At 42.5% G+C, this 22,785-nt stretch carries 21 protein-coding genes and 3 tRNA genes; 9 read left to right on the top strand and 15 right to left on the bottom strand.

Annotation, left to right across the window (positions count from 1 at the left end; translation table 11 throughout):
- Positions 1-5: 5 nt before the first annotated feature.
- From J4E76_RS05590 to J4E76_RS05550, 9 genes are all read right to left on the bottom strand, one after another.
- A complete protein-coding gene (locus tag J4E76_RS05590; RefSeq protein WP_208501947.1) occupies positions 6-566 on the bottom strand; it encodes an alkylphosphonate utilization protein in 561 nt (186 codons plus the stop codon).
- A 105-nt stretch (positions 567-671) separates the two neighbouring features.
- Positions 672-2,105, bottom strand: coding sequence for an RtcB family protein (locus J4E76_RS05585; protein WP_208501945.1), 1,434 nt, complete (start codon positions 2,103-2,105; stop codon positions 672-674).
- 4 nt (positions 2,106-2,109) lie between these two features.
- Positions 2,110-2,634, bottom strand: coding sequence for a tetratricopeptide repeat protein (locus J4E76_RS05580; RefSeq protein WP_208501944.1), 525 nt, complete (start codon positions 2,632-2,634; stop codon positions 2,110-2,112).
- 192 nt (positions 2,635-2,826) lie between these two features.
- Complete coding sequence (locus tag J4E76_RS05575; protein ID WP_208501942.1) at positions 2,827-3,927, bottom strand: slipin family protein; 1,101 nt, start codon at positions 3,925-3,927, stop codon at positions 2,827-2,829.
- Positions 3,928-4,568: 641 nt separating this feature from the next.
- Positions 4,569-4,640 (bottom strand) — tRNA-Asn (locus J4E76_RS05570).
- 246 nt (positions 4,641-4,886) lie between these two features.
- Positions 4,887-4,960, bottom strand: a tRNA-Ile gene (locus J4E76_RS05565).
- Positions 4,961-5,077: 117 nt separating this feature from the next.
- Positions 5,078-5,148, bottom strand: a tRNA-Cys gene (locus J4E76_RS05560).
- Between the two features lie 552 nt (positions 5,149-5,700).
- Entirely contained in the window at positions 5,701-6,990 is a 1,290-nt protein-coding gene (locus J4E76_RS05555) for a serine hydrolase (protein WP_208501940.1), read from the bottom strand.
- 26 nt (positions 6,991-7,016) lie between these two features.
- On the bottom strand, positions 7,017-7,991 hold the full coding sequence (locus tag J4E76_RS05550) for a zinc-dependent alcohol dehydrogenase family protein (RefSeq protein ID WP_208501938.1): 975 nt from the start codon (positions 7,989-7,991) through the stop codon (positions 7,017-7,019).
- Positions 7,992-8,138: 147 nt separating this feature from the next.
- Here J4E76_RS05550 and J4E76_RS05545 point away from each other — a divergent pair, with 147 nt between their 5' ends.
- The 6 genes from J4E76_RS05545 (at position 8,139) to J4E76_RS05520 (ending at position 17,101) form a co-directional block, all read left to right on the top strand.
- Positions 8,139-8,906: a glucose 1-dehydrogenase gene (locus J4E76_RS05545; RefSeq protein ID WP_208501936.1), complete on the top strand. Its 768-nt coding sequence runs from the start codon at positions 8,139-8,141 to the stop codon at positions 8,904-8,906.
- Between the two features lie 104 nt (positions 8,907-9,010).
- Positions 9,011-9,457, top strand: coding sequence for an SRPBCC family protein (locus J4E76_RS05540; RefSeq protein ID WP_236017274.1), 447 nt, complete (start codon positions 9,011-9,013; stop codon positions 9,455-9,457).
- Positions 9,450-10,646 carry an acyl-CoA dehydrogenase family protein gene (locus J4E76_RS05535; protein ID WP_208501932.1) on the top strand — a complete coding sequence of 399 codons (1,197 nt, stop codon included), beginning with the start codon at positions 9,450-9,452 and terminating at the stop codon, positions 10,644-10,646. Before J4E76_RS05540 ends, J4E76_RS05535 begins: the two co-directional genes overlap by 8 nt.
- 105 nt (positions 10,647-10,751) lie before the next feature.
- Positions 10,752-11,804, top strand: coding sequence for a phosphotransferase family protein (locus tag J4E76_RS05530; protein ID WP_208501930.1), 1,053 nt, complete (start codon positions 10,752-10,754; stop codon positions 11,802-11,804).
- A 517-nt stretch (positions 11,805-12,321) separates the two neighbouring features.
- Complete coding sequence (locus J4E76_RS05525; RefSeq protein ID WP_236017273.1) at positions 12,322-13,275, top strand: 3-hydroxyacyl-CoA dehydrogenase; 954 nt, start codon at positions 12,322-12,324, stop codon at positions 13,273-13,275.
- Positions 13,276-13,396: 121 nt separating this feature from the next.
- A complete protein-coding gene (locus tag J4E76_RS05520; protein WP_208501928.1) occupies positions 13,397-17,101 on the top strand; it encodes a hybrid sensor histidine kinase/response regulator in 3,705 nt (1,234 codons plus the stop codon).
- Positions 17,102-17,113: 12 nt separating this feature from the next.
- On the opposite strand, the gene J4E76_RS05515 is transcribed toward J4E76_RS05520, so the two are convergent.
- Positions 17,114-17,557: a MarR family winged helix-turn-helix transcriptional regulator gene (locus tag J4E76_RS05515; RefSeq protein WP_208501926.1), complete on the bottom strand. Its 444-nt coding sequence runs from the start codon at positions 17,555-17,557 to the stop codon at positions 17,114-17,116.
- A gap of 106 nt (positions 17,558-17,663) precedes the next feature.
- On the opposite strand from J4E76_RS05515, the gene J4E76_RS05510 reads away from it, so the two are divergent.
- The 3 genes from J4E76_RS05510 to J4E76_RS05500 all read left to right on the top strand — a co-directional run bounded on the left by J4E76_RS05510 (position 17,664) and on the right by J4E76_RS05500 (position 19,156).
- Positions 17,664-18,083 (top strand): nuclear transport factor 2 family protein, encoded by a 420-nt coding sequence (locus tag J4E76_RS05510; protein WP_208501924.1) that lies wholly within the window; start codon positions 17,664-17,666, stop codon positions 18,081-18,083.
- 145 nt (positions 18,084-18,228) lie between these two features.
- Positions 18,229-18,783, top strand: a complete 555-nt coding sequence (locus tag J4E76_RS05505) for an RNA polymerase sigma factor (RefSeq protein ID WP_208501922.1) — start codon at positions 18,229-18,231, stop codon at positions 18,781-18,783.
- Positions 18,776-19,156: a DUF6768 family protein gene (locus J4E76_RS05500; RefSeq protein ID WP_208501920.1), complete on the top strand. Its 381-nt coding sequence runs from the start codon at positions 18,776-18,778 to the stop codon at positions 19,154-19,156. The genes J4E76_RS05505 and J4E76_RS05500 overlap by 8 nt, the downstream gene beginning before the upstream one ends.
- Before the next feature lie 61 nt (positions 19,157-19,217).
- On the opposite strand, the gene J4E76_RS05495 is transcribed toward J4E76_RS05500, so the two are convergent.
- The 5 genes from J4E76_RS05495 to J4E76_RS05475 are packed head-to-tail and all read right to left on the bottom strand — an operon-like array spanning position 19,218 to position 22,567.
- A complete protein-coding gene (locus J4E76_RS05495) occupies positions 19,218-19,907 on the bottom strand; it encodes a M15 family metallopeptidase (RefSeq protein WP_208501918.1) in 690 nt (229 codons plus the stop codon).
- A 7-nt stretch (positions 19,908-19,914) separates the two neighbouring features.
- The gene (locus J4E76_RS05490; protein WP_208501916.1) at positions 19,915-20,973 is read right to left on the bottom strand and encodes an alanine/ornithine racemase family PLP-dependent enzyme; all 1,059 of its coding nucleotides are present in this window, start codon (positions 20,971-20,973) and stop codon (positions 19,915-19,917) included.
- Complete coding sequence (locus tag J4E76_RS05485) at positions 20,970-22,040, bottom strand: DUF1611 domain-containing protein (protein ID WP_208501914.1); 1,071 nt, start codon at positions 22,038-22,040, stop codon at positions 20,970-20,972. Before J4E76_RS05485 ends, J4E76_RS05490 begins: the two co-directional genes overlap by 4 nt.
- A 52-nt stretch (positions 22,041-22,092) precedes the next feature.
- Complete coding sequence (locus tag J4E76_RS05480; protein WP_208501912.1) at positions 22,093-22,296, bottom strand: hypothetical protein; 204 nt, start codon at positions 22,294-22,296, stop codon at positions 22,093-22,095.
- Positions 22,277-22,567 carry a hypothetical protein gene (locus J4E76_RS05475; protein WP_208501910.1) on the bottom strand — a complete coding sequence of 97 codons (291 nt, stop codon included), beginning with the start codon at positions 22,565-22,567 and terminating at the stop codon, positions 22,277-22,279. The genes J4E76_RS05480 and J4E76_RS05475 overlap by 20 nt, the downstream gene beginning before the upstream one ends.
- Positions 22,568-22,785 lie beyond the last annotated feature (218 nt).

The following is a 22,785-nucleotide window of genomic DNA, read 5'->3' as shown; positions in this document are numbered from 1 at the left end:
TCACATTACTTCTTCACAAACTTGGTGAGAATGTAGATGGTCTGTCCATTCACTTTCCCTTGGATATGCTCAGGGTCATCGTGTACAAGTCCAATATTCCTAACTGCCGTTCCACGCTTGGCGGTAAAGCCAGCACCTTTTACATTGAGGTCTTTTATCAAAACGACTGAATCTCCAGCTTGCAGCTCGACTCCATTGCTATCGATGTGCTTTGGTGCATCTTCGTCAGTTGCTCCGGCTTTGGCATAAGCAAGAGTATCGTCATCCAAGTAGAGCATTTCAAGCAAATCTACGGGCCAGCCTTCACCTTTCAACCTGTTCAGCATTCTCCAAGCAATAACTTGAACAGCAGGCGTGGGGCTCCACATACTATCGTTTAAGCATCGCCAATGGTTAGGGTCTGCGTGGTCAGGGTTTTCAATCTGAGTTTGGCAAGTTACACAAGCCAGTATGGTTTGGTCTATTGAACCATTAGACGGAGTAACAGCAAAAGAAGATAGATTATCTTCTGCTCCGCATAGCTCACATATACTGCTTCTTTTTAGTAATTCTTGCTCTAAACTCATCTCTTAAGTATTGTGTGGCGAAAATATGAATTTAAGTTGTGAAGAGTCGCTTAGCGGGTAGTGGAAGAAAAATTAAAGGCGATATCTATTCGACATCGCCTTATACTAGTCCACTTCCTGCCTACCGCCTTTGGCTTCATTTGCACCACACATTCTGACCACTTTGGGCTGGAATGTGCCGATTACGTCTACAAGGTCCTTCTGTCTGTCCATCACCTGATGGATGTCTTTGTAAACCTGTGGTGCTTCATCTAGTCCAGAGCCTATCAATGTGATACCGGCCTCTTTAATATGCTTCTTCACATCTTTTTTAGAAAGGCTCTGTTTAGCTTTTGTTCTAGACATTAACCTACCTGCCCCATGCGCAGCTGAGTTAATAGATTCTTGAACCCCTCTGCCTCTGACAATAAAGCCTGGAGAGGTCATAGATCCAGGAATAATACCCATTACACCTTCGCCTGCAGGAGTTGCTCCCTTTCTATGGACAATGATTTCCTTGCCATCACTATCATGCTCTTTCCAAGCAAAGTTGTGATGGTTTTCCACCATTGCTAGTGGCCTTTCCCCGAGAGCTTTAGCCAACCTTTCATGAATTTGGTGATGGCATGCCGAGGCATACTCACCTGCCAAATTCATGGCAAGCCAATATTCTTGACCTGCCTCTGAATTTAGATCCAGCCAGGCCAAGTGTTTGGCTTCGCTCGGTAACTTGGTCATGTCCATGGCCAACTTGGTGTAATGTCTCGCGATATTAGCACCTAGTCCCCTCGATCCTGAGTGGGAGAGTACCGATAAGTATTTGCCTTTAGGTAAGCCCATTTCATTGTCATCAGTTAAGATTTCTCCAATACCGAATTCAACAAAGTGATTACCGCCACCAGAAGATCCAATCTGGCTCCATGCTCTGTCCTTTAGTGACTTGATGATATTGATTTCGTCAAAAAGGCCGTTTTCAAGTACTTCATGGTCCATTGGACGTTTGAATGAGCTTTGCCCGAAACGCGTGTTGTCCATTAACATCTTCTCTAATGCTCCTGTACTCTGGTGCACATAAGCAGGAGGGATGTCATATAGAGTCATACACATTCTGCAACCAATGTCCACTCCAACACCGTATGGAATAACTGCGTTTTCAGTAGCAAGTACACCTCCAATAGGAAGTCCGTATCCCTGATGTGCATCTGGCATTAAGGCGCCAGACTTTGTAACAGGTAACTTCATTGCAATCTCCATTTGGTTGATTGCACCAGGTTCAATTCCTTCACCGCCATAAATGGCATAGGGAATTCTCTTCTGACGCATTTCTAATGGCTTGTTTGAAATTTCGCTGATCATCAATGCAGTGGCAACTGGCCCGAGCGTTTCATGCTTAGCATATAGAGCAGGGGTTGTTAACACCTTTTTGAGCATCGACTTTTTGTGAAGTATGGACTTGCCTTTATAGGCGGTTTCCATCACACGCATGGCTTCGCCAATGGCTCTCCCTTCTGGGAACCCTAGCTTTTTCAGGTCTTTGCCTGTTAATTTTCTTGATGCCATGATCTTATCGTTTAGAGGCGTTTTGCTTACTGCCTTTCGCCTTAGTTTTATACTTATTTCTTTTGATATGCTTCTTAAGTCTACTTGACTCCTGCTCATTCATTGAGTGAATAAGTGCCTTTTTGAAGTGCTTAATAGCCTTTTCATATCTCTTTTCTGCTTCTGCTGCCCTTCCCAGGTTTTCATAGACAAGCGTCTTGCTTACCTCATCGATTTTTTTGGCTTTTTTCATCCAATACTTGAGGCCAATGTACTTTTCTTTTTTTGTGTAAAGCCACGCTAGGTCGGCATAAGCACTTTCATATTTTGGGTCAAACTTTATTGCCAGTTGATAATGCCTTTCCGCTAATGCTGGGTTTTCAATATCATAGTGATATAGTCTTCCCATTATGTAGTGGAGTTTCGGATAACCCGGTTCCTCCATTAGACCATTTTCCAAAAGATTTTTTGCCTCGATTAAATTATCATCATCAATTGCATCCTCTGCCTGCTGAATTAGACCCTCGATATATTCTTCGTAGATGTCCATTTTTCTAAAATTCAGAGGGCAGTTTGCCCTCAGGTGATCGATTCTATTTTCATATTTGCTTCGTTGACATCAGAACCCTCAGGCAACGTCACCCTGAACATACCAAGAAAGGTATGTTTCAGGAGCTACTTGTTATGAGACCCTGAAATGAATTCAGGGTGACGCATTCTTGAGTTAGGTGTTCGTCAAAACTTATTTAAATCCAGTGAATACTTCTTTCAACTGGTCTACAACCTTATGTCCACCTGAGAGAGAGATGTTGCTCACCTTATCAGCGATTTTTTCAACATATTCCATCTCTTTCAACTTGAACAACATTTCGTTGTCTTCCATCAATTTGGCGGTGTTAAGCAAGTTTCTAGTAGAGGCAGTTTCTTCTCTTCTTGTCACTACATTGGCTTGTGCCTGTTTCTGTGCTACTAATACTTGGTTCATGATGTTTTTTACTTCACCGGGCAAAATGATGTCCTTGACACCATAGTCCCTGATCTCAATTCCCAAATCTTTGGCTTTCACTTTAAGCACTTCCTTTACATAGTCCGTAAGCGAGTCTTTCTCTTCTAGCAACTCATCCAATGTGAACTTGCCGACAAACTCTCTAAGTGCGATTTGCATCAACACATAGAGTTGTTTCTCGTAATCTTTGTTTTCGACCAAGGCTTTGACAATGTCCAATACCTTGTATTGTCCATAAAAATTGATTCTCAAAGCAGCTTTGTCTTTGGTCAAGATTTCCTGACCCGTTACTTCCATTTGCACTTGTCTCATGTCGGCTTTCAACACATTCAAGGCTATTTCATTTTTCCAGAAGTAGTAGTCTCCTGCATCCAATTGTTTGTAGAAGGCTCCATTAACCATCAAGATGGCCTTCTCATAGCTTTCTACTTTGCACACTCTGATGTAGGGGATAAGTGCTCTGTCTTTTTTGACACTCAATTCAATGTCCTCGGTAATCTCAATTTTTGTGAGGTCCACCTTCACAAAGGTGTAGTCAATCAAACCTTTCCAGTACACGTAAGTCCCCGGAGTTAATACTTCTCTGAAGTTTCCTCTCTTGTACTTAAGTGCAATTTCATTGTCACCGACTTGTACTATGTTTAGCATTGAAACGAGCTTTTGATCATGCAAAAACAAGTCAATTGTTTTGGGTGCCATGAACGGCTTGACCATATCATATTCGACTACATTGTCGAAAAGAGATACCCAATGCGTACCTGCGGTAAGCACATTTCGGTAGTCTCCATTCCTGAAAACAAGCCCTACTTTGCCTTGGTTAATTCGTACCCTTTTCATCTTTCTAAAATTTGTGAACGCCTCTCCTAAATCCTCTCCAGTGGAGAGGACTTGCAAGTCTTTATTGCTCCTTTCTCCTCATGGAGAAGGGTTGGGGGTGAGGCCCTCGGTTAATTATTCATTATCACTATTGGCCAAATAATTTCAATTCAATAGGAAGGGGCTTGACAAACCATCTTTCCAAAACGGGACTTTCATTGAGTCTGAATTCATGATTGAGTTCCTGCATAAGCGTGGTTAGAATGAACCGACCTTGGGCCAATTCTCTTTTCAGTTTTATACTAGAAGTCAATCATTGCATCAAGCGGTATCCTGATTGCCCTGGTTTCTTCAAAACGTTCCTCATTCCCGGCAATAGGGCCTGAGGGGTCTGTCAAACACCACATCCTGGTATCGCTGTTTTTATAGAAGTCAGCACTTCTGATGGATTAACAGTCCATTCCTCATCTTAAGAGGTGCTTTACTCTAGCCACCTGAGTTATCCCGACAACTTGCCGAGAGTGGGATTCGAACCCACGCCTTAAGCGTAATTTATGGTGGGAGATTAGTCCACTCACAAGAAGCATATCCATGCCTATTGGCAAGAATACTATGGGGTTTTTGACACCCTCATCAGGCCTTATACCTGAACTTAATTCCCGCGGAAATAGCTGGATTCGAACCAACAACCTTCTCCTTAACAGGGAGTAGCTCTACCGTTGAGCTATACTTCCGTTTAGGCTATCCTTTCGCTGGGCTTGAGATCAACAAGCTTTGTGTCAGAATAACCTGCTATTCACTTTAGAGCTTTTACAAACATCACAACCCGAACGAAAGGTTGTTTAGGGCCTTTAACCCTTCTCTAAATCAGGAGACACCCGTTCTGCCTCTCCTTTAGCATCTTAGTTTCCTTCGGGGTAATTAGCTTTACCCCTCCGCTCTTTGAGCACCTCCCCAAGGGGAGGATATGCTCACTTCAGTTGACCTACCAGGACTTGAACCTGGAACCTCCAGCTTATAAGACTGGCACTCTAACCCGTTGAGCTATAGGTCAATTCAAATGATACCAGGCCAAGGCTCGAACCCTGCTTGCCGCAGGCAGGTTGAATCTCCAGAACCAAAACTGGCGTCTTCCCTCCCGAAGCTTCGGGAAGACCACCCGGCATTTTTGAGTCAGGGGAGGGGATCAAACCCTCCTAACTGGTTTTGCAGACCAGTGCCTAGTCACTCGGCCACCCTGACAGGAATAAAAAAAGCCCGACCTTCAGAAGGCCGGGCTTTTCAAAACCGATAAATCAGTTTTGTCAAGTCATCATTTCATCGACCTTTTGAATAGTATGTATTCCCCCACAAGCAAAGTCGTAAAGACTCTGATTGAGTTGATTTAAATTCTCCGTTTGTATTTGCTTCATCTGTTGCAGCATTTCATCAAATTTTAAGCACAAAAAAACCCGAACCATATGGCTCGGGTTGTCAATTTCTTTATCTGAAAATTAACTCTCCCCGAACCGGGATACACTTGAATTTTGGCAGTCCGGTTGGCTAGCCGGTGCTGTAAATTCGATATGTAAATAGTTGTATATCATTTCGTTTTTCTGTGCCACAAATGTATTAAAAAGGTTTTCGTAATTCCAAGGATTAAGTTTTAGGGAAAGCAAAATTGAAAATTTTATCACAATATAATATCCTGTTTGTCAGCGATTTAGGGTGTTTAAAAAATTATCAAAAAATATTTGAATCACGTAAATATAGGTCTCGTACTGATAATAAATTGCTTACCCGTTTATCCAAATACTAATCTTCTATTGATTCATAAATGAGCTTGTACATGTCTTCCCAGAAGGCATTATCATTGAAGCCAGCTATCTGAGTCATGCCCACAAATACCATTTGCTCTTGCGGATCTATAAAGAACTTGGTATTGAAGTAGCCACCCCACTCATAGGTGCCTGGGCTCTTTGGACTTCTTTTGGTTGGTGAATCAAGGTAAACCGTAAAACCTAAACCAAAACCACTCCCTACTCTTTGGGCTCTGGCTGGTTTGTAATCTGTAATTACATCAGGCATTTGATCTCTACTCATCTCAGCTAAGGCTTCAGCTCCCAGAATTTTACCACCTCCAGAGACTAGTGTCTGAATGAATGTTGCGTAATCCATCATAGTTGAGGATAGCCCAGCGCCTCCTGCAAATACATTTCGTGGGCCTTTTTTGGGGTAGTCAGTGCCTTGGGTCCTACCCATTTCTTCAACCGTCATCCATCGGTCTCCAAGATTGGCATAAACACCAACCAATCGATCAAACTTGCCTTCGGGCAGGTAGAAGTAGGTGTCTTTCATCCCCAATGGATCGAAAACATTGACTTTGAAGTATTTATCTAAGGTTGTCCCTGATACAACTTCAATAATTCTACCGAGCACATCCATGTTTAGGCCATAGGAGAATTTTTCTCCTGGTTGGTGTGCCAATGGCACTTTAGCCAATCGATTAATCCACTCTTCGGTTGTCCAGGTCTCATGCGAAAAACCCACGTTCATATCGAACTTCTGATAGACCGCCATCAATTTGCCTGGGTTAAAACTACCGTATACAATACCTGAGGTGTGCGTCAGTAGATTTCTTACGGTAACATCTTTCTCCACTGGTATAGTGGTGTAACTGGAGTCTGCTTTGTCGAATTTGTCTAGTACTACTTGATTCTTGAATGCAGGAATGTATTTATGAACTGGGTCGTCTAGGCCAATTTTGCCTTGTTCATAAAGCTGCATAATGGACACTGCTGTGACTGCTTTGGTCATTGATGCGAGTCTCCAAATATCTCCTTTGCCATAGGCCTGTTCGTTTTTAGAGTCGCAATAGCCAAAACTCTTGTTATAAACGACTTTTCCTTCTTTGGCTACCATGAAAGATCCACCTGGTAATTTGTTGTCATCCATATATGCTTTCACATGTTGATCGATTTTGTCTAAGGCATCGGAAGACATGCCTACAGAGGCAGGCTGACCTTTGGTGAGTGTCGCTCCATTTTGAGCAAATACTGCTACACTGAAAAAGAGTAAAAAGGCGAGGGTTAATCTAGCTTTCATGGTTTGAGTTTTAGATGCTAAAGAGCTTATGAGATGTTGAGAAGTATTTTTCCTTTTCGGCCAGGACTTTCCATATGTTCAATGGCCTTGTGAATTTCGTCTAGTGAGTAATGTGCTTCTACATCAGCTCTAAGAGATTGCTCGGTGAGCATTCCTAGTATTTTTGGTACTATGCTTCTTCTTTCGTCACCAGACAATCCTGTGAACCATGTGGTTAACCAGAATCCTTTTACTGTGAGGTTTTTGAAGATAAGAAGACCGCTGTTGAGAGGTATGGGCTGTAGACTTAAGAGGCCATAGACCAGTAGTTTACCACCCGGTTGAAGCGCATTGAGAACTTTATCTCCTAATTCGCCACCTACAGCATCGAATGCAGCACCAACCATAGCTCCGCCTGTGGCTGCCTTTACAGCTTTATAGATATTCTCAGTTTTTTCGTTGATGATAGCCGCTGCACCCAAGTCTAAAAGTGCCTGCTTTTGGTCATCACTTCTAACGGTTCCAATTACATTGATTCCTCGGCTTGCGGCAATTTGAATCACAAATTTGCTAAAGGCCGAAGCTGCTGCTGTCAGCATCAACCAATCACCCTCTTCAAGGTCTGCCTCAATCAGCATTCCATACGCGGTTAAAGGATTGACGAAGGCTTGGCAAGCCACGTCATCAGACATGGTAGGAGGTTTCGGAATGATGCTATTGGCGGCTACACATACATATTCTGCCCAACATCCCAGGGCTGTGAAAATAACCCCACTGCCAACAGGCATATCTACACCTTCACCGCAAGCATCGATCGCTCCGGTACCTTCAAAGCCACCGATTTGTGGAATTTGAGGCCTAATGCCATACATGCCCTGAATGAACATGATATCGGCAGGAATGATATTGGCTTTGGTTACTTTGATTCGGATTTCTCCCGGAGCGGGTTCTGGAATGGCAATGTCAACGAGTTGAAGAACGTCCGTTGGCTTCCCTAGGGATTCAAATTGTACAGCTTTCATATTTATTATTTTTTTCTATCACTCTCCTCCTTGAGGAGGAGTGCCTGAAAGGCGAGGTGGTGTTTGAGACGAGAAATACGTGATACTCGTCAAGCATAACAAGTTAATTATTTATCTTTCATTGACGCAGATAAAAATCATTAATCCATGCAGATCGCAGAGAATTTTAGGTTGGATGGCAAGGTGGCCATTGTAACGGGAGCCAGTAAGGGAATTGGTAAGTATATCGCTCAGGCCCTTGCCCAACAGGGAGCTGAAGTAGTTGTTTCCAGTCGGAAGTTGGATGCCGTGACTGCAGTAGCAGATGAGTTTGTCGCTGCGGGCCTAAAAGCAAAAGGAATTCCTTGCCATATGGGTGATGATGAACAGGTGAAGTCACTGGCTGAGCAGACTATCGCCACCTATGGTGGTATAGATATTATTGTGAACAATGCCGCTGCAAATCCCGTGTTCGGTCCAGTACAAAATGCCGGAGACGATGTGTTTGATAAGATCATGGACGTAAACGTCAAAGGGCCTTTGAATCTGGCGAAGTATGCTTATGATTCTATGAAATCAAGAGGCGGGGGTTCTGTGGTGAACATTAGTAGCATTGAGGGCATAACACCTGGACAAGGCTTGGGACTTTACTCAGTGAGTAAGGCTGCCATTATTCAGTTAACAAAGGTCCTCGCGAGAGAGTGGGGTCCAGATAATATTCGAGCCAATGCGATTTGCCCTGGTTTAATCGAGACGAAGTTTAGCGAAGCGCTGACTTCGAATGAAAAGATTTTGAAAATGGTAATGATGAAGCAGGCATTGCCAATGCTAGCTCAACCAGAAGACATTGCTGGGTTGGCGCTCTTCTTAGCATGTGATGCCTCTAAGTTTGTAACTGGAGCTTCTATTACCGCTGATGGGGGGTATACAATTTAGTGATCGGTTATTTGAAATCAGTGATCAGGATGTAAGATTTATTTATAGTGCCAATTATTGAATTAAAGACTTTAGTAAATGCCAATGTCAATCTAGTATTTGATTTGTCACGTAGTATAGACCTTCATAAAATTTCAACCAAGGATACTAATGAGGAGGCGATTGCGGGTAAAATGAGTGGCTTGATTGAATTAAATGAAAGTGTGACTTGGAGGGCAAAACACTTTGGAGTCTATCAGAAACTCTCTTCGAGGATTACTGAATTTGATAGACCAAATTACTTTGTCGATGAGATGATTGAAGGAGCTTTTTCTAGTTTTCGACATCAACATGTTTTTAAATCGCTTGATGATAATATGACTGAAGTTATAGATGTGTTTGATTATAAAAGCCCGTTTTGGTTTCTCGGGACAATTGCAGATAACTTCTTTTTAAAGAGATACATGACCAACTTGTTGAGAGACAGGAATGATGTCATAAAAGACTTCGCTGAGAATAATAAATGGCAAAGCGTTCTACCTGATAACTATTTTCCGTTGACCAATGACTGATCTATTCGCAACAGATAAACTCAAAGCACTTTACCCGAAGGTGAAGACCTTTATAGAAGAGGATGTATACCCATTGGAGTTACAAATGATTCATGGTGCTTGGAACGAAACCAAACATCAGTTGGATGAGCTCAGGCATAAGGCTAAATCCTTAGGACTATGGACGCCATATCTTTCTGAAGAAGAGGGAGGACTTGGACTGAGCATGACGGAGTTTGGTCAAATCTCTGAGCTTTTGGGAGGAACACCACTCGGCCACTATGTGCTCAATTGCCAAGCCCCTGATATCGGTAATATCGAACTGATGCATCAGTTTGCTTCTGATGAATTAAAGGCTCAATACCTTCAGCCTCTAATCAACGGAGATATTAGAAGTTGCTTTGCCATGACCGAGCCTGAGTTTGCTGGATCCAACCCCGTAAACCTAGGCACTACCGCAGTGTTGGATGGGGATGAGTATGTAATCAATGGACATAAATGGTTTACTACAGCTGCTGATGGTGCTGCCTTTACCATTGTAATGGCCGTCACTAATCCTGATGCAAGCCCTTATGAGCGCGCGAGTATGATTGTGGTGCCATTAGATAACCCTGGATTCGAGAATGTTCGAAATATCTCCATCATGGGTGATGAAGGAGGAGGGTATCTAAGTCACTCAGAAGTTAGATTCAATGACTGCCGTGTGCCGAAGGCTAATCTTGTCGGTGAAGAAGGAACGGGCTTTATGCTAGCACAGCAGCGCTTAGGTCCTGGAAGAATTCACCACTGTATGCGGTGGATTGGGATATGCGAACGAGCTTTTGACATGATGTGCCAAAGAGCTGTCAGTAGAGAGCTTAGAGAAGGCAAAAAACTGGGACATCAGCAGACAATACAGAATTGGATAGCTGAAAGTCGTGCTGAAATCAATGCTTCAAGGTATATGGTACTCCATGCTGCACAGAAAATGGATGGCGAAGGTAGCAAAGCTGCCAGAATGGAAATATCGACTATCAAGTTCTATGTGGCTGATGTCTTGATGAAAGTTTTGGATAGAGCAGTTCAAGTACACGGTGCTCTTGGAATTACAGACGATACTTTACTTTCATTTTGGTATAGGCATGAACGTGGGGCTAGAATTTACGATGGACCAGATGAGGTTCACAAATCGAGTTTAGCGAGAAGTATATTGAAAGGATATGGTCTTTAAAGCTTACGTCACTCCGAGGCTTTTTGCCGAAGGAGTCTCCCGAATAGAAGGGGAGATTACTTGGTCCGATACCGTGCTCGTTTCTTGCAATGACGATATGCGAATATGATTGACCAACCCAAAGACATACGAAAAGGAGAGGAGTTAGACCTTGATAAACTCAAGGCCTTTCTGTCGGAGAACCTGCCAGAATTTTCTGGAGAGATAGCTGTGTCACAGTTTCCTAGCGGGTTTTCTAATCTCACCTATCTGCTGAAATCGGGCAATAAAGAATATGTATTAAGAAGACCTCCGTTCGGTGCCAATATCAAAGGTGGACACGATATGAGCAGAGAGTTCAAGGTGTTGTCCTTGTTGAAGCCGGTTTACCCAAAGGTGCCGACTCCTGTATTGTTCTGTAATGATGAGTCCGTACTGGGTGCTGAATTCTATATGATGGAACGTGTAAAGGGTGTTATTCTTAGAGGAAGACCCCCGAAGGACATTAACCTCAGTCCCGACTTGATGAAATCTATTTCAGAAGCTTGTATTGACAACCTAGCGGCATTGCATACAATGGACATTGAGACTTCTGACCTCAACAGCTTCGGTAAACCCGAGGGTTATACGCAGCGGCAGGTCGAAGGATGGATTAGACGCTATTATAAAGCCGAGACTGACGAACTGGGATCAATGAATGCTGTCGCTAACTGGTTGGAGGAGCATTTGCCATTGCAGGAGCAGATCAGTTTTATACACAACGATTACAAGTATGATAACCTCGTACTCAACCCAGATAACTTAAGTGAGATTATTGCCGTGTTGGACTGGGAAATGTCCACCGTTGGTAATCCATTAATGGATTTGGGGACTTCGCTTGCGTATTGGGCTCAGGCTGACGATTCAGAAGCACTCAAACCATTCAGTCTTACTTGGTTGCCAGGTAATTTGGATAGGGCCCAGTTCGCAGAACGCTACGGTGAAAGAACAGGCTTTGATCTTAAAAACTTAGTATACTATTACGCCTTTGGGGCCTTTAAGATCGGGGTAATTATTCAGCAGATCTACGCCCGATACAAGAAAGGATTAACACAAGACCCTCGTTTTGCAAACCTTATTTATGCTGTAAAAGCCTGTGGTGCTAATGCAGCCAAGGCGATCGAGAGAGATAAGATTTAACTCTAAAAGTCTCCTCCTTATAAGGAGGAGTGGCCGAAGGACGAGGCGGTTGAGATGTAGTTATAAAATGGGAAGAACCCCACCGCTCTACGAGCACCTCCCCTTAAAAAAGGGGAGGAATTTGAGAGTGACTTTGGAGTAGATGTTTTGATTGGGTGGCCAGAGGCTGAGGTGGTATGAAAATAAGACGTCATCCTGAACTTGTTTCAGGATCTATTTGAGGAGTTTCCGAATTGTGTTCGGAATGAGTAAGGCAATGAGAAGAGTAAAATTGACAACCCCACCGCTCTTGCGCCTTCGCTAAAGCTTCAGCGTAAGCGTTCGAGCACCCTGTCTGACGACAGGCAGGCTCCCCTTGAAAAGTGGAGGACTAAAATTCTGTTAACTAATAGTCTCCTCCTTGCAAGGAGGAGTGGCCGAAGGCCGAGGTGGTTGAGTTGTAGTTATAAAATAGTAAGAACCCCACCGCTCTACGAGCACCTCCCCTTCATAAGGGGAGGAATTTAAGTATTGTTTTTTGAGTGATATATTAGGGCAGTGGATGAAGACTGATGTGGTTAAATTGAAAGCTATGGAATTGAAAATAGAAGGCGTCAACAAAATACTCATTTTAGGAGCAGGGACTCTAGGTTTAAGAGTAGGGCTTCAGTCTGCTATAAGTGGTTTTGAAACCACAATTTATGATATTAATGAATCGGCTTTTGATGCTGCCATCAAAACGCAAGAGGGTATTTTGAAGATGCTTGTTAGGCATGAGAAACTGTCGGAGCAGGAGGCCGAGGAGGCAAAGCAGCGTCTAACGTTTACCACTAATGCTGAAGAGGCAGCCGATGACGCAGATTTTCTAAATGAGTCAGTCACCGAAAATCTCGAACTAAAGAAGAAGGTCTGGGAGCAGTTTGGAGAACTTTGTCCGGAAAAGACGCTTTTCACCTCTAATACATCTTACCTGTTGCCATCTGACCTGGCCGAAGCGACAGGTAGACCTGAGCGATTCTGCAATTTCCATTTTCATGATGTCTTCTATGCCAACGTAGTAGATATTATGCCTCACCAGACTACTGCTGCTTGGATTCCGGACTTCCTACATCAGATGGGAGAGAAACTTTGGCAAACACCAGTTTATGTCAAGAAGGAAAACCCAGGCTACATCTTCAATTACATGTTAATGGCTTTAATAGGAGCTGCGGGCTCCCTTAAAACAATGGATGTGGGTAGTATTGAAGATATTGATCGCAGCTGGATGGGCAATTTCAAAATGGATATGGGACCATTTGGCGTTCTCGATACCGTTGGGCTTGATACCGCATGGCATATCACTAGCAGTCAACCAGATAAAAAGAGCCAGGCCTTTGCCGCTTTACTCAAGACGTATGTCGACAGTGGCAGATTAGGAGTGAAAACTGGAGAGGGTTTTTATAAGTATCCAAACCCATCTTATAAGGAGGATGGCTTTGTGAAAGGAGCTTAGTGTACTTTCTATTTGTTAGATCCGAACACAGAGTGCTATTGTATTCTCTGTCAATCAGGTAGTTGTAATTTTTATTTAAGGATGATTTCCATTAATTTGCTTCCTCACCTGGACGTTAAACATGAGAAGACTACTACTCAGTGTAATGCTATGCTATTCCTGCTTGAGCATTTCAGCCCAATCGGCTAGTCCGTTTTTCTATCAACTTTTCGCAGATTATGGTTTGTCTAGTGACAAGACTACCGTTTCCCTTCAAGACTATAAGGGTTTCTTATGGTTTGGAACAGAGGAAGGCCTTAATCGAATGACGGACTATTCTGAGTTCGATATTTATCGGTATGACAGAAAGGACACTTCCACACTCAGTAATGATCATGTTACCGTACTTATGGAAGACAGTCGCGACCGCCTTTGGGTGGGTACGAGAGATGGACTGAATCTTTATAACCGAGAATTAAAGACTTTCACTAGAGTGCCATTGAGTGATCTAGGCTTTGGCACTTCCGTGAACTCTATTTACGACATTATCGAAGATTCGGATGGCGACTTATGGCTGATCAGCAATGATGAGCTTATAAACCTGGATGGTAATACGCTCAAAAGAACTTCGACAATCACCGCTAGTGGAGTTCAAGGAAATAGCCTTAAGCTCAATGACCTTGAGTTTTATCAGACAAACCTGTGGGTAGGAACTTCAGAAGGACTTTATGAACTAAGAGGTAAGAAGCTTCTAGGCGCAGGTATTGGTACTACCTCCGAGATTACAAGCTTGTTGTCAGTTGAAGATCATTTATGGTTGGGAACCAAAGGAGATGGGCTTTTAAGATATAATGCCATATCTGACCAATTGGATTTGTTTACAAGGAACAGCAAGCAGTTTCCGTTAAACAATGATTTTGTCAATGACATTTCATTGGTTGATGGGAACCAGGTTTGGGTTTCAACAACGGACGGTATCAACGTTTTGAGTCTTGAAACAAACACAACGGAGTCCTATCGCTATGACTTCGATAATGGGTTTTCGCTTTCCGATAAAGTCATTAGAGAGGTTTACCAAGATGAAGTTGGGTCTGTTTGGATCACCACTCCAAATTCAGGTGTTAACTTTTTTCACAAGGCGGACAATCTTTTTGGCTACTTCGGCCAAACGCACGAGGAGGGGACTGACAAGGATCTGATGGACTATAGTACTTTTTCAATCCAATCATCAGACGATGGAAAAGTGTGGATTGGTTCTCGGAAAGGTGTTTCTAGTTACAGCCCGGCAAATAATAAGTTTAAACACTATCCATTTGGACCTGAGATTAGTCAGAGGGTGAGCAAAGTTTTGTCCATTGCTCAATGCAGTGCGAATTTTTTATGGTTGGGCACTGATGATGGACTGGTCAAGTGGACTGGGGATGGTGCAGCATTTAACTACATTATGCCATCACAATTAAAGGGTCTGGAGATCCTCTCCGTCATGGCCGATGAGGAAGACAATCTTTGGTTGGGTACCGCAAATCAAGGAGTCAAAATGTACTCCAGTATCAATCAGGTATTAAGCGAAGTGCCGTTCTTTGGTGAGGAACTGAGTTTTTCTGGGCAACCTAAGATAAATGATATCAAGAAATTTGGTAATCAAATATTAGTGTCTACTGAAAAAGGACTTTACAAATTTGAGGAAGGTGCTCTTATAAACGTAAAGCTGACAGGCTTGGGGGATGGACTTGCCTCGGACATACCAATTAATACCGTCTTTCAGGATAATCAAAATCGTATCTGGCTAGGTACACAGCAAGATGGGGTGTTGGCATTAGATGAAGATGGAGCAGTTCTTTATCACTTTGACAAAGCCGGTGGTCTGGCCTCAGATGATATTCGCTCTATTGTTCAAGATAATAACAGCGATCTATGGCTCTCAACTAACGATGGTGTCAGTAAACTTTTTAGATCCGGAGTAGAAGCGGATAGCTTTGCAATTAGAAACTATGATCTAACGGATGGACTTCAAGGGAATCAGTTTTCATTAAATGCTAGCACAATCTCTCAGAGTGGTGAGATTTTAATGGGAGGATTAAGTGGGATAACAACTTTTCGTCCAGAGGATATTATAGACTACCAGGTCGTTCAGCGCCCTGCTTTTATTAGTGCCTCGGTTAACGGAGAGCCTCTTAAGGTCAATGAAAGTCAGGGTTTATCGAAAGACATTTCTATGCTGGACGAACTAGTCCTGAACTGTGAACAAAATGACTTCACAATCAACTTTTCTGCTTTGGACTACCTGAGACCTGATGATGTAGTATATCGATACAAGCTGAAAGGTTATGATCAAGACTGGGTTGAAGTAAAACCTGAGGGTAAGGCATCCTATAAAAACATACCTACAGATAGATCATTTGATTTTATTTTCCAGTCCAAAGGTAGATTGTCTTCAGAGTGGTCTGAGGAATCGAAAATGGTCATAATGGTGGAGCCTCACTACTATCAGACTTTCTGGTTTAGGTCACTCATTGTGATTGTAGGTTTAGGGTTTATCCTGCTGTTATTGTGGTTCCGAGAGAAACGAACAGTAACAAAAAGGCAAGAACTAGAAGCCTTGGTGAATGCGCGTTCTTCTGAGTTGAGAAAAGAGATCGGTCAGAGGCAGGAAGTCGAAGAAGCGCTGATTCAGGCTCTTGTAGTTGCCGAAGATGCCAATACCATTAAGAATAACTTTTTGGCTAACATGAGCCATGAAATCAGGACACCTCTAAATGGAATCATAGGGCTGACTGAGTATTCCTTGGATAATAGTTTAGACGAGGAGCAAAAAGACATTTTAAGGACGATTTCCAGCTCTGCTACATCTCTAAAACTCATAGTCGATGATATTCTCGATATCACCAAAATTGAATCTGGAAATATAGCATTGGCCTCTGAGCCTTACAGTGTAAAGGAATTACTGAGTGATATTGTATCGGCCTTTTCGATTCCTGCAAAGAAAAAAGATATCTCGGTAAAGTACTGGGTGCTTCCTGATGTACCGCCTTATGTATTGGGCGATCCTCGTTACGTGCGGCAGGTGCTTACGAATTTGTTGTCGAATGCCATTAAGTTCACAAATAAAGGAGGGGTGTCGATTTTCGCGGAAGCACTCTCTGAGCATGAAGGTGAAATGGAAATATGGTTCACTGTTACGGATACCGGAATCGGTATTTCGGAAGAGGCACAAGAGAAGATTTTTGATCGCTTTGTACAAAACGATACCAGCTATACCCGAGAGTATGGAGGTACTGGCCTAGGCTTGAGCATCAGCAAAGAACTGGTGATTAAGATGGGAGGCGACCTTTGGGTGGAAAGTAAAGAGGGCAAAGGTTCAATCTTCAAATTCTATGTTAAGTCAAAGGAGTACCAAAGTGAAGAACAGCCACTTAAAACGAGTAAGAAAGAAAAGCCTTCCAGTAAGATCAAAAAGAGCGCAGGTCGAATCTTAGTGGTTGAGGATAACCTGACCAATCAGAAAGTCGCATTGAAAATGTTGTGCAATAAAGGCATGACCGTCACATGTGTGGAGAATGGAGAAGAGGCAATCCAGAAATTCAAAAATCATGATTTTGACTTGATCTTAATGGACCTTCAAATGCCAGTAATGGACGGCTACGAAGCTACCCGTCAAATTAGAGCATTAGAAGGTGCTAAGGCCAGCGTGCCGATCATTGCACTGACAGCTGCGGCAATGGCAGGTGAAAGAGAGAAGTGTATGAAAGCTGGTATGGATGAGTACTTAACCAAGCCTGTCAGCTATAAGAAACTTATAGACACTGTAAACTCCTTTCTGGAGGGTAATGAGCGGGTCAAGGCCTAGATAGGTTTTCAGTTAGCTTTGAGTTCCCTCAATGGCAGAATCAATTTTTTGCAGAATTCTTGATAAGTCCTGAAGGTCTTTATCAGTAAGTTTTTGGCTCATAAAGGATCTAATCTCTTGAACAACAGGTAGGGCTTGTGAAACACGATCTTTCCCCAGTGGCGTAAGCGCTAGTGTAATAACTCTTCTGTCTTCCGTACTCGGAGTTCTCTGTACCAGACCCTTTTTTACCACGACATCGATCATACGAGTGATCGTGGGCTTGTCCTTCAGCATGATATCGGAGAGCGCTGACGAGCTGAGCCCATTGTCCTGTTCAGATAGGATTTTCAGAATCCCCCAGTGATCGACTGTAATGTCCAGTCCAGCTGCCTTTAACTTTTCGTTGCTATACCTACGCATATTCCGTGTGGTATAATTGAGCTTAAAACCGAAAGAGTTGCTGATCTGATCCATGGCGCTAAGATAATTGTTGTACTAACTAATCCATTGCTTTGAATTAAGTAAAATTCTTATTTAGTTAGTATACTAATGATTGTTGTACTAATTAAATTAAAATATGATGAAAAAAATAATGATGATGCTTGCATGTTCACTGATCACAATGACTTCAATGGCTAAAACAGGGGATAAGGGTGATATTGAAAAGGTGATTACTACATTAATGAAAGGAGTGGATCACCAGAAAGGCGATGAGATTTTGAAGACATTTCGAGAGAATGCGACTGTGCAGGCAACCAACCAGGGTAAAATCATTTCTGTTGATTATAAGCAGTTTGCCGCAATGCATGCATCAAAAAAATTTGGCGGTCGAGATCGCTCTGTTGAAATCGTCTCTGTTGATATAACAGATGGTATAATGGCAACGGCTAAGGTGGTTGCTCAAGACGATAAAGTACACTATGTATACTACCTCAATCTATCGAATACTGATGGCAAGTGGCTAATACAGAGTTTTTTACAGCACTCAAAATTGAAGTGATTTTTATTTTTTTGTTTTGAGTAAAAAGGGCAGAAGTAATTCTGTCCTTTTTTTATGCGCAACGGCCCATGTGCCTTAATGACTGAGAATATTTCTAATTTCATTGAACCTTCCAGGTTTTTTCAAGACTTCTAATTGAAGTTCAATGGGACGCAGTTCAGAGCAAATATTCGATGAGTTATTAGTGATCCGCTGTCAGGAGAAAGATCAGGAGGCCGTTGGTCTTTTATGGAAACGCTGGCAACCGAAGCTATTAATGTGGGCTTTCGGCTTTCTAAAAGATCAGGATCAGGCCTATGAAATTGCTCAAGAAAGTTGGATGTCCATCTTTAAGAGTATCCATAAGCTTCAAGACCCTGCCATGTTTAGGATTTGGGCATACCGAATAGTCCAGAGAAGATCTGCTGACACAATAAAGAGACTTCAACGTGATCGGCAAGCAGTAGAAGAGTCTCGCTATGAAGTTGAGGTAGGAGAGAGCGGTGATGATGTACGAGAAGAGAATATTCAAAGAATGCTTTCGTCTATTCAATCCCTCCCGGTTTTACATCAAGAGATGCTAAGGCTATTTTATCTGGAGAAGTACTCTGTGAAAATGATAGCACGACAGTTGGGACTCCCCGAGGGCACCATTAAGTCTAGGCTGTTTTACGCCAGAAAGGAATTAAAAGAGAAACTAAAAGAAACGAATCATGAATAAATCAGACAAAGAAGTAGACGAATTGATCCACCAGGCACTTTCAAAAGAGGAAGCTGCTTATTTCGACAAGATGGGAGAGCAAAATATCCCTCAACAAGTATTCAGTCTTTTTCAAGGCAAAAACAAGTGGATGAACGTGTTGATGGTTTTTATGAACCTAGCCGTTTTCGCTGTCGCGGTTTATACTTTCCTTAATATGCTGAATGCTGAAGTGCTGGATGAAAAGCTAGACTGGATGTTTTATACCCTGATTGCTTTTATGGCCATGTCGTTGTTAAAGCTATGGGGTTGGAATCAGATGGATAAGAATACTTTGATGCGGGAAATCAAGCGACTTGAATATCAAGTGTCCCTACTCAAAGCCAAAGACTAATAAAATAAGCCCCGACATTGTTGGGGCTTTTTAGCTTTGTTAAGGATGTTTTGATAATAGGTCAGATATCTTTTTTTGCATTTATAATACCATAGATAGCATGAAGTCTACTTCTTTCTATTGCCCAACCAACATTTCCATAATCGAAATGCCAGTACTCTTTGAGGTCGCAGACAAAACCCTCTCTTTCAAAGAGTCTCATAAGCAAATTCCTGTTTTCCCTAGCCTCGGCAGATATGTCAGGATGATGGGGGTAGCAGAGCTCGGTTAGGTCAATGTCATGTCCTTTATTGGTGCCGAAGTCGAGGACAGTCTCCGTTTTTCTATCGTAAATCAAGGCATCTAGAGCACCTCCTGTCGCATGGGTGGATTTTTGTTCTGGAGCAATGAAGTGTGCGACTAACTCTCTCAGTTGCACGAGCGACTTCTCTGGGTGCTCTTCTTTAAGGAATGTTAGCTTATTATTCCATAGTTTTCTTTGGTGTTCGAAGGATCGCCATGCCGATCGTATGATCAAAGTCTTGTTTTGTTTGTCAAGGGCTTTGCTTATTCTGCCAATTTTCTCCACCAAAGCCTTACGAACTAAGTACCGGTAATCTTTCATTATTGAGGGTTCGAAGATGAGGTTGAACCCCGAATCTTTTAGGCTCACTAATCGTTCATTGTTTTCTTTAATAGGAAAGACTGGTTCTAGTTGCTTGTGCAGTAAGTCCTGTCTGTCTACATAGGCGCAATATTCCTGAGCATTCATAGTGTCACTAGATCATTAATTTGGATACATAGGATGATGTCATGAGTGAAAGCAGCGCATTGTAGTTGATTTGAAACCTTACCTCTTGACCTACCTTGAGATTGGATTCATGGACATCGATTACAATGTGGTCACTGCTTGCAGCAATGATGGAGATATCTGAAATAGGGGTAAGGCCGGTAATATTTACGTCCTGCTGTCCAATTCCCAGAATTGCTCTTTTCATTGCACCTCTGTCTTTGAATGAAGGGGTATCGCCCGAGGCATTTTGACCTTTACTGCCAAAGGGACGACTGGGCTTTTGTTGTACTTCTATGATTTCAGCTACTAGCTCAAAAGCATCTGTAAACAGTCCTGGTATTGGCTTTCTATGTATGGTTTCACAGCCGAGAAAGATTGATTCACCTAACCGAAGGTTATTGACTAAACCAACTGTGGTGTTATGCTTAAACCACTGATAGTTGGCTGAGTTACCACCGGAGATGATTTTCAACTTTATCCCAAACTTCTTTTCAGTCGATCTAGCAATGGACGAGAGTTGACTCATCTTGATTTCATCAGGTATGACTCCTCCTAAACAAGCCAGGTTGGTGCCCAGGCCGATGAGTTTCACTCCTTTTAATGCTAATAATTGAGTAATGGTTTTATTAAGGTCATCCGGCATAAGACCTTCTCTCAAGTCGCCCAGTTCTACCATCAAAATCACCTGATGAACTACACCCAACTTCAAGGCAAATTTTGAAAGTGATTTGAGGACAGTAATTTCCGAGTTTAGGCTGCAATCTGCTGTTTTTACGACTTGCTCAGTCTGACTGAGCATAGGACCTCTTAGTAGTAGGAATTGAGCTTTAATACCATTCTTTCGCATGTTTATGATGTTCTCCAAGCGAGAGTCCGCGAGGGTTTTGATACCACTTTGGAGAAGTGTCGCTGCAATCTCAGAATGACCGCAGATTGCTTTGGTTACACCACTTATCTTGATACCATTCGATCCATAAAGGTTGACCAGTGCTCGGGCATTATGTGCTATTTTTTTAAGATTGATTTCTATTCTCGGAGATCTCATTTGAGACTCAGAGGCAGAGGGTATAAATGTGACAATTGAGCTACCAATTTATCACAACCTTGAGTGAGTACGTCTGTAACCGGAATTCCATGCGCCTCTTCGTACTTACGAATATGAATGTCAAGTTCCTTGTCATCCATTCCTTCATGATTGAGTGTTATCGCCACTACTTTAGATTTGGAGAAAACTTCTAGGAGCTCTATTTCACTCGCTATAGTAGGCATTCGGTAATCAGGAAAGTCGCAACGCGTTTTTCTATTGGGGGGATGCTGCAAAATGATGGCATCGGGCATAGCCCCACGAATAATAGCAGAGGAGGAGGTGAAGGCAGGATGCCCCAAGGCTCCTTGTCCCTCTACAACAATGATGTCTGGTTTTTCTTCTTCATAAGCGCTTACAACGGCATGTTCTACTGCACCACTGGCGAAGCCTGAACTGAGCACATCTATGGCAAAGCCATATTTAGCACCTTGTAGCAAGCCCGTCTGACCTGTTGCTATAAAAACAACCCTGACACCTTCAGCTCTTAGAGCTTTTACCAATTCTACGGCTGTTGTCCTTTTTCCGACAGCGCAGTCAGTACCAAGCACTGCCACCACTGGTGTTTTTACAGTTTTGATTTTGCCTGTAAAGGCATGCAAATGCTCTCTTTTCAGAGGTTTTCTTACATCATAGATTTTCACTCCAAATTCTGCAGCTTGCTTGGAGAATTGAGGGTCATCAGAGAAGAATTCAGGCAGTCCGTTTACTATGTCCATTCCCATTTTCATCCCAGAAAGAATGACTTCTCGGTCTTCATTACCTATCACTGGTGTGAGAGGCGCCATGCCGTAAATCAAGTATTCTGGGACCTGACGAAGATTTGCAATGGCCTCATAAATACTCTTAAAAATGGGTACGCCATTTTTGATACCATCCAAATACTCTCCAGCATCCATTGCGGTTTTGGTGCTATCGATAACTCCAACAATTTTGAATTTTTCCGAATGTCTGACTAGGCCATTGGCCACTTTGCCATCCAATTTCCCAAACTCGTTTTCACAATAAATGAGTGCTTCTGATTCCATGGTTGCTTGATGCTCAGAGGTGTCTCTGAGACTTCTTTGTAATTAGTATTGATTATGCTTTTTCGAGTGGTTGGATTAGTTCACGTTCATAGTAAACCAATTCATCCTCTTCTTTATCGTCAACTATTTTGCAATAGTAAACCCTGTGGACGTAGCGCCTGATGACCAAAGGAATCGAAGGACATTCTTTGGCATATACGATTTCTCCCTCTTTATACTTATTGTCCTTTTTTGGTTTAAACTGGTCTATTCCCATAGTCTTCTGGTCTTCTTATTTCCACAAATACATCCTCCTTTTTGGGATCAATCGGAATCAATTGAAGCAGCAAACGTGCTTGTTTCTTATCCTTTTGAGAGCCCGTCAGTTCACGAAATACGGTTCTTGCATGAGTAAAAACCTTCGATGTGATCTGACTCCATGCGTTGAAGACTTCTCGAAACGGACCTAGAATGCTGTGATTCAGGATGTCAAACTGATTGGGTTTGCTGATTTTTAAATCAGACGAGACTGGCTTTCTTCTTTTCATGATTCTGAGTTTTTGATTACCCCAAAGCTGGTCATAGTCACCAGAAAAAGGGTTATACATCAATGGAAAAGCCTTACATAAATCTCATGTAACTATCAGATTCCATGTGATAGTAAGTCACTTGCTTAAGACTTGAAGGGATAAACCCAAAGAATTGACTTTGACCATAAATTTCTTCAACCAGGGTCGCAGTCAAGTTCAATGGGTTTTGGAATTAA

The sequence above is a fragment of the Roseivirga sp. E12 genome, assembly GCF_017592825.1.
Lineage (GTDB): Bacteria > Bacteroidota > Bacteroidia > Cytophagales > Cyclobacteriaceae > Roseivirga.
This window is presented reverse-complemented; position numbering and strand designations above follow the sequence as displayed.

Coding starts and splice junctions, on each gene's coding strand:
- J4E76_RS05510 (WP_208501924.1), top strand. CDS start 17,664: ATGAAAAAAATAATGATGATGCTTGCATGTTCACTGATCACAATGACT.
- J4E76_RS05515 (WP_208501926.1), bottom strand. CDS start 17,557: ATGGATCAGATCAGCAACTCTTTCGGTTTTAAGCTCAATTATACCACA.
- J4E76_RS05535 (WP_208501932.1), top strand. CDS start 9,450: ATGACTGATCTATTCGCAACAGATAAACTCAAAGCACTTTACCCGAAG.
- J4E76_RS05505 (WP_208501922.1), top strand. CDS start 18,229: ATGGGACGCAGTTCAGAGCAAATATTCGATGAGTTATTAGTGATCCGC.
- J4E76_RS05475 (WP_208501910.1), bottom strand. CDS start 22,567: ATGAAAAGAAGAAAGCCAGTCTCGTCTGATTTAAAAATCAGCAAACCC.
- J4E76_RS05495 (WP_208501918.1), bottom strand. CDS start 19,907: ATGAATGCTCAGGAATATTGCGCCTATGTAGACAGACAGGACTTACTG.
- J4E76_RS05580 (WP_208501944.1), bottom strand. CDS start 2,634: ATGGACATCTACGAAGAATATATCGAGGGTCTAATTCAGCAGGCAGAG.
- J4E76_RS05500 (WP_208501920.1), top strand. CDS start 18,776: ATGAATAAATCAGACAAAGAAGTAGACGAATTGATCCACCAGGCACTT.
- J4E76_RS05530 (WP_208501930.1), top strand. CDS start 10,752: ATGATTGACCAACCCAAAGACATACGAAAAGGAGAGGAGTTAGACCTT.
- J4E76_RS05480 (WP_208501912.1), bottom strand. CDS start 22,296: ATGGGAATAGACCAGTTTAAACCAAAAAAGGACAATAAGTATAAAGAG.
- J4E76_RS05585 (WP_208501945.1), bottom strand. CDS start 2,105: ATGGCATCAAGAAAATTAACAGGCAAAGACCTGAAAAAGCTAGGGTTC.
- J4E76_RS05485 (WP_208501914.1), bottom strand. CDS start 22,040: ATGGAATCAGAAGCACTCATTTATTGTGAAAACGAGTTTGGGAAATTG.
- J4E76_RS05590 (WP_208501947.1), bottom strand. CDS start 566: ATGAGTTTAGAGCAAGAATTACTAAAAAGAAGCAGTATATGTGAGCTA.
- J4E76_RS05550 (WP_208501938.1), bottom strand. CDS start 7,991: ATGAAAGCTGTACAATTTGAATCCCTAGGGAAGCCAACGGACGTTCTT.
- J4E76_RS05555 (WP_208501940.1), bottom strand. CDS start 6,990: ATGAAAGCTAGATTAACCCTCGCCTTTTTACTCTTTTTCAGTGTAGCA.
- J4E76_RS05490 (WP_208501916.1), bottom strand. CDS start 20,973: ATGAGATCTCCGAGAATAGAAATCAATCTTAAAAAAATAGCACATAAT.
- J4E76_RS05520 (WP_208501928.1), top strand. CDS start 13,397: ATGAGAAGACTACTACTCAGTGTAATGCTATGCTATTCCTGCTTGAGC.
- J4E76_RS05545 (WP_208501936.1), top strand. CDS start 8,139: ATGCAGATCGCAGAGAATTTTAGGTTGGATGGCAAGGTGGCCATTGTA.
- J4E76_RS05575 (WP_208501942.1), bottom strand. CDS start 3,927: ATGAAAAGGGTACGAATTAACCAAGGCAAAGTAGGGCTTGTTTTCAGG.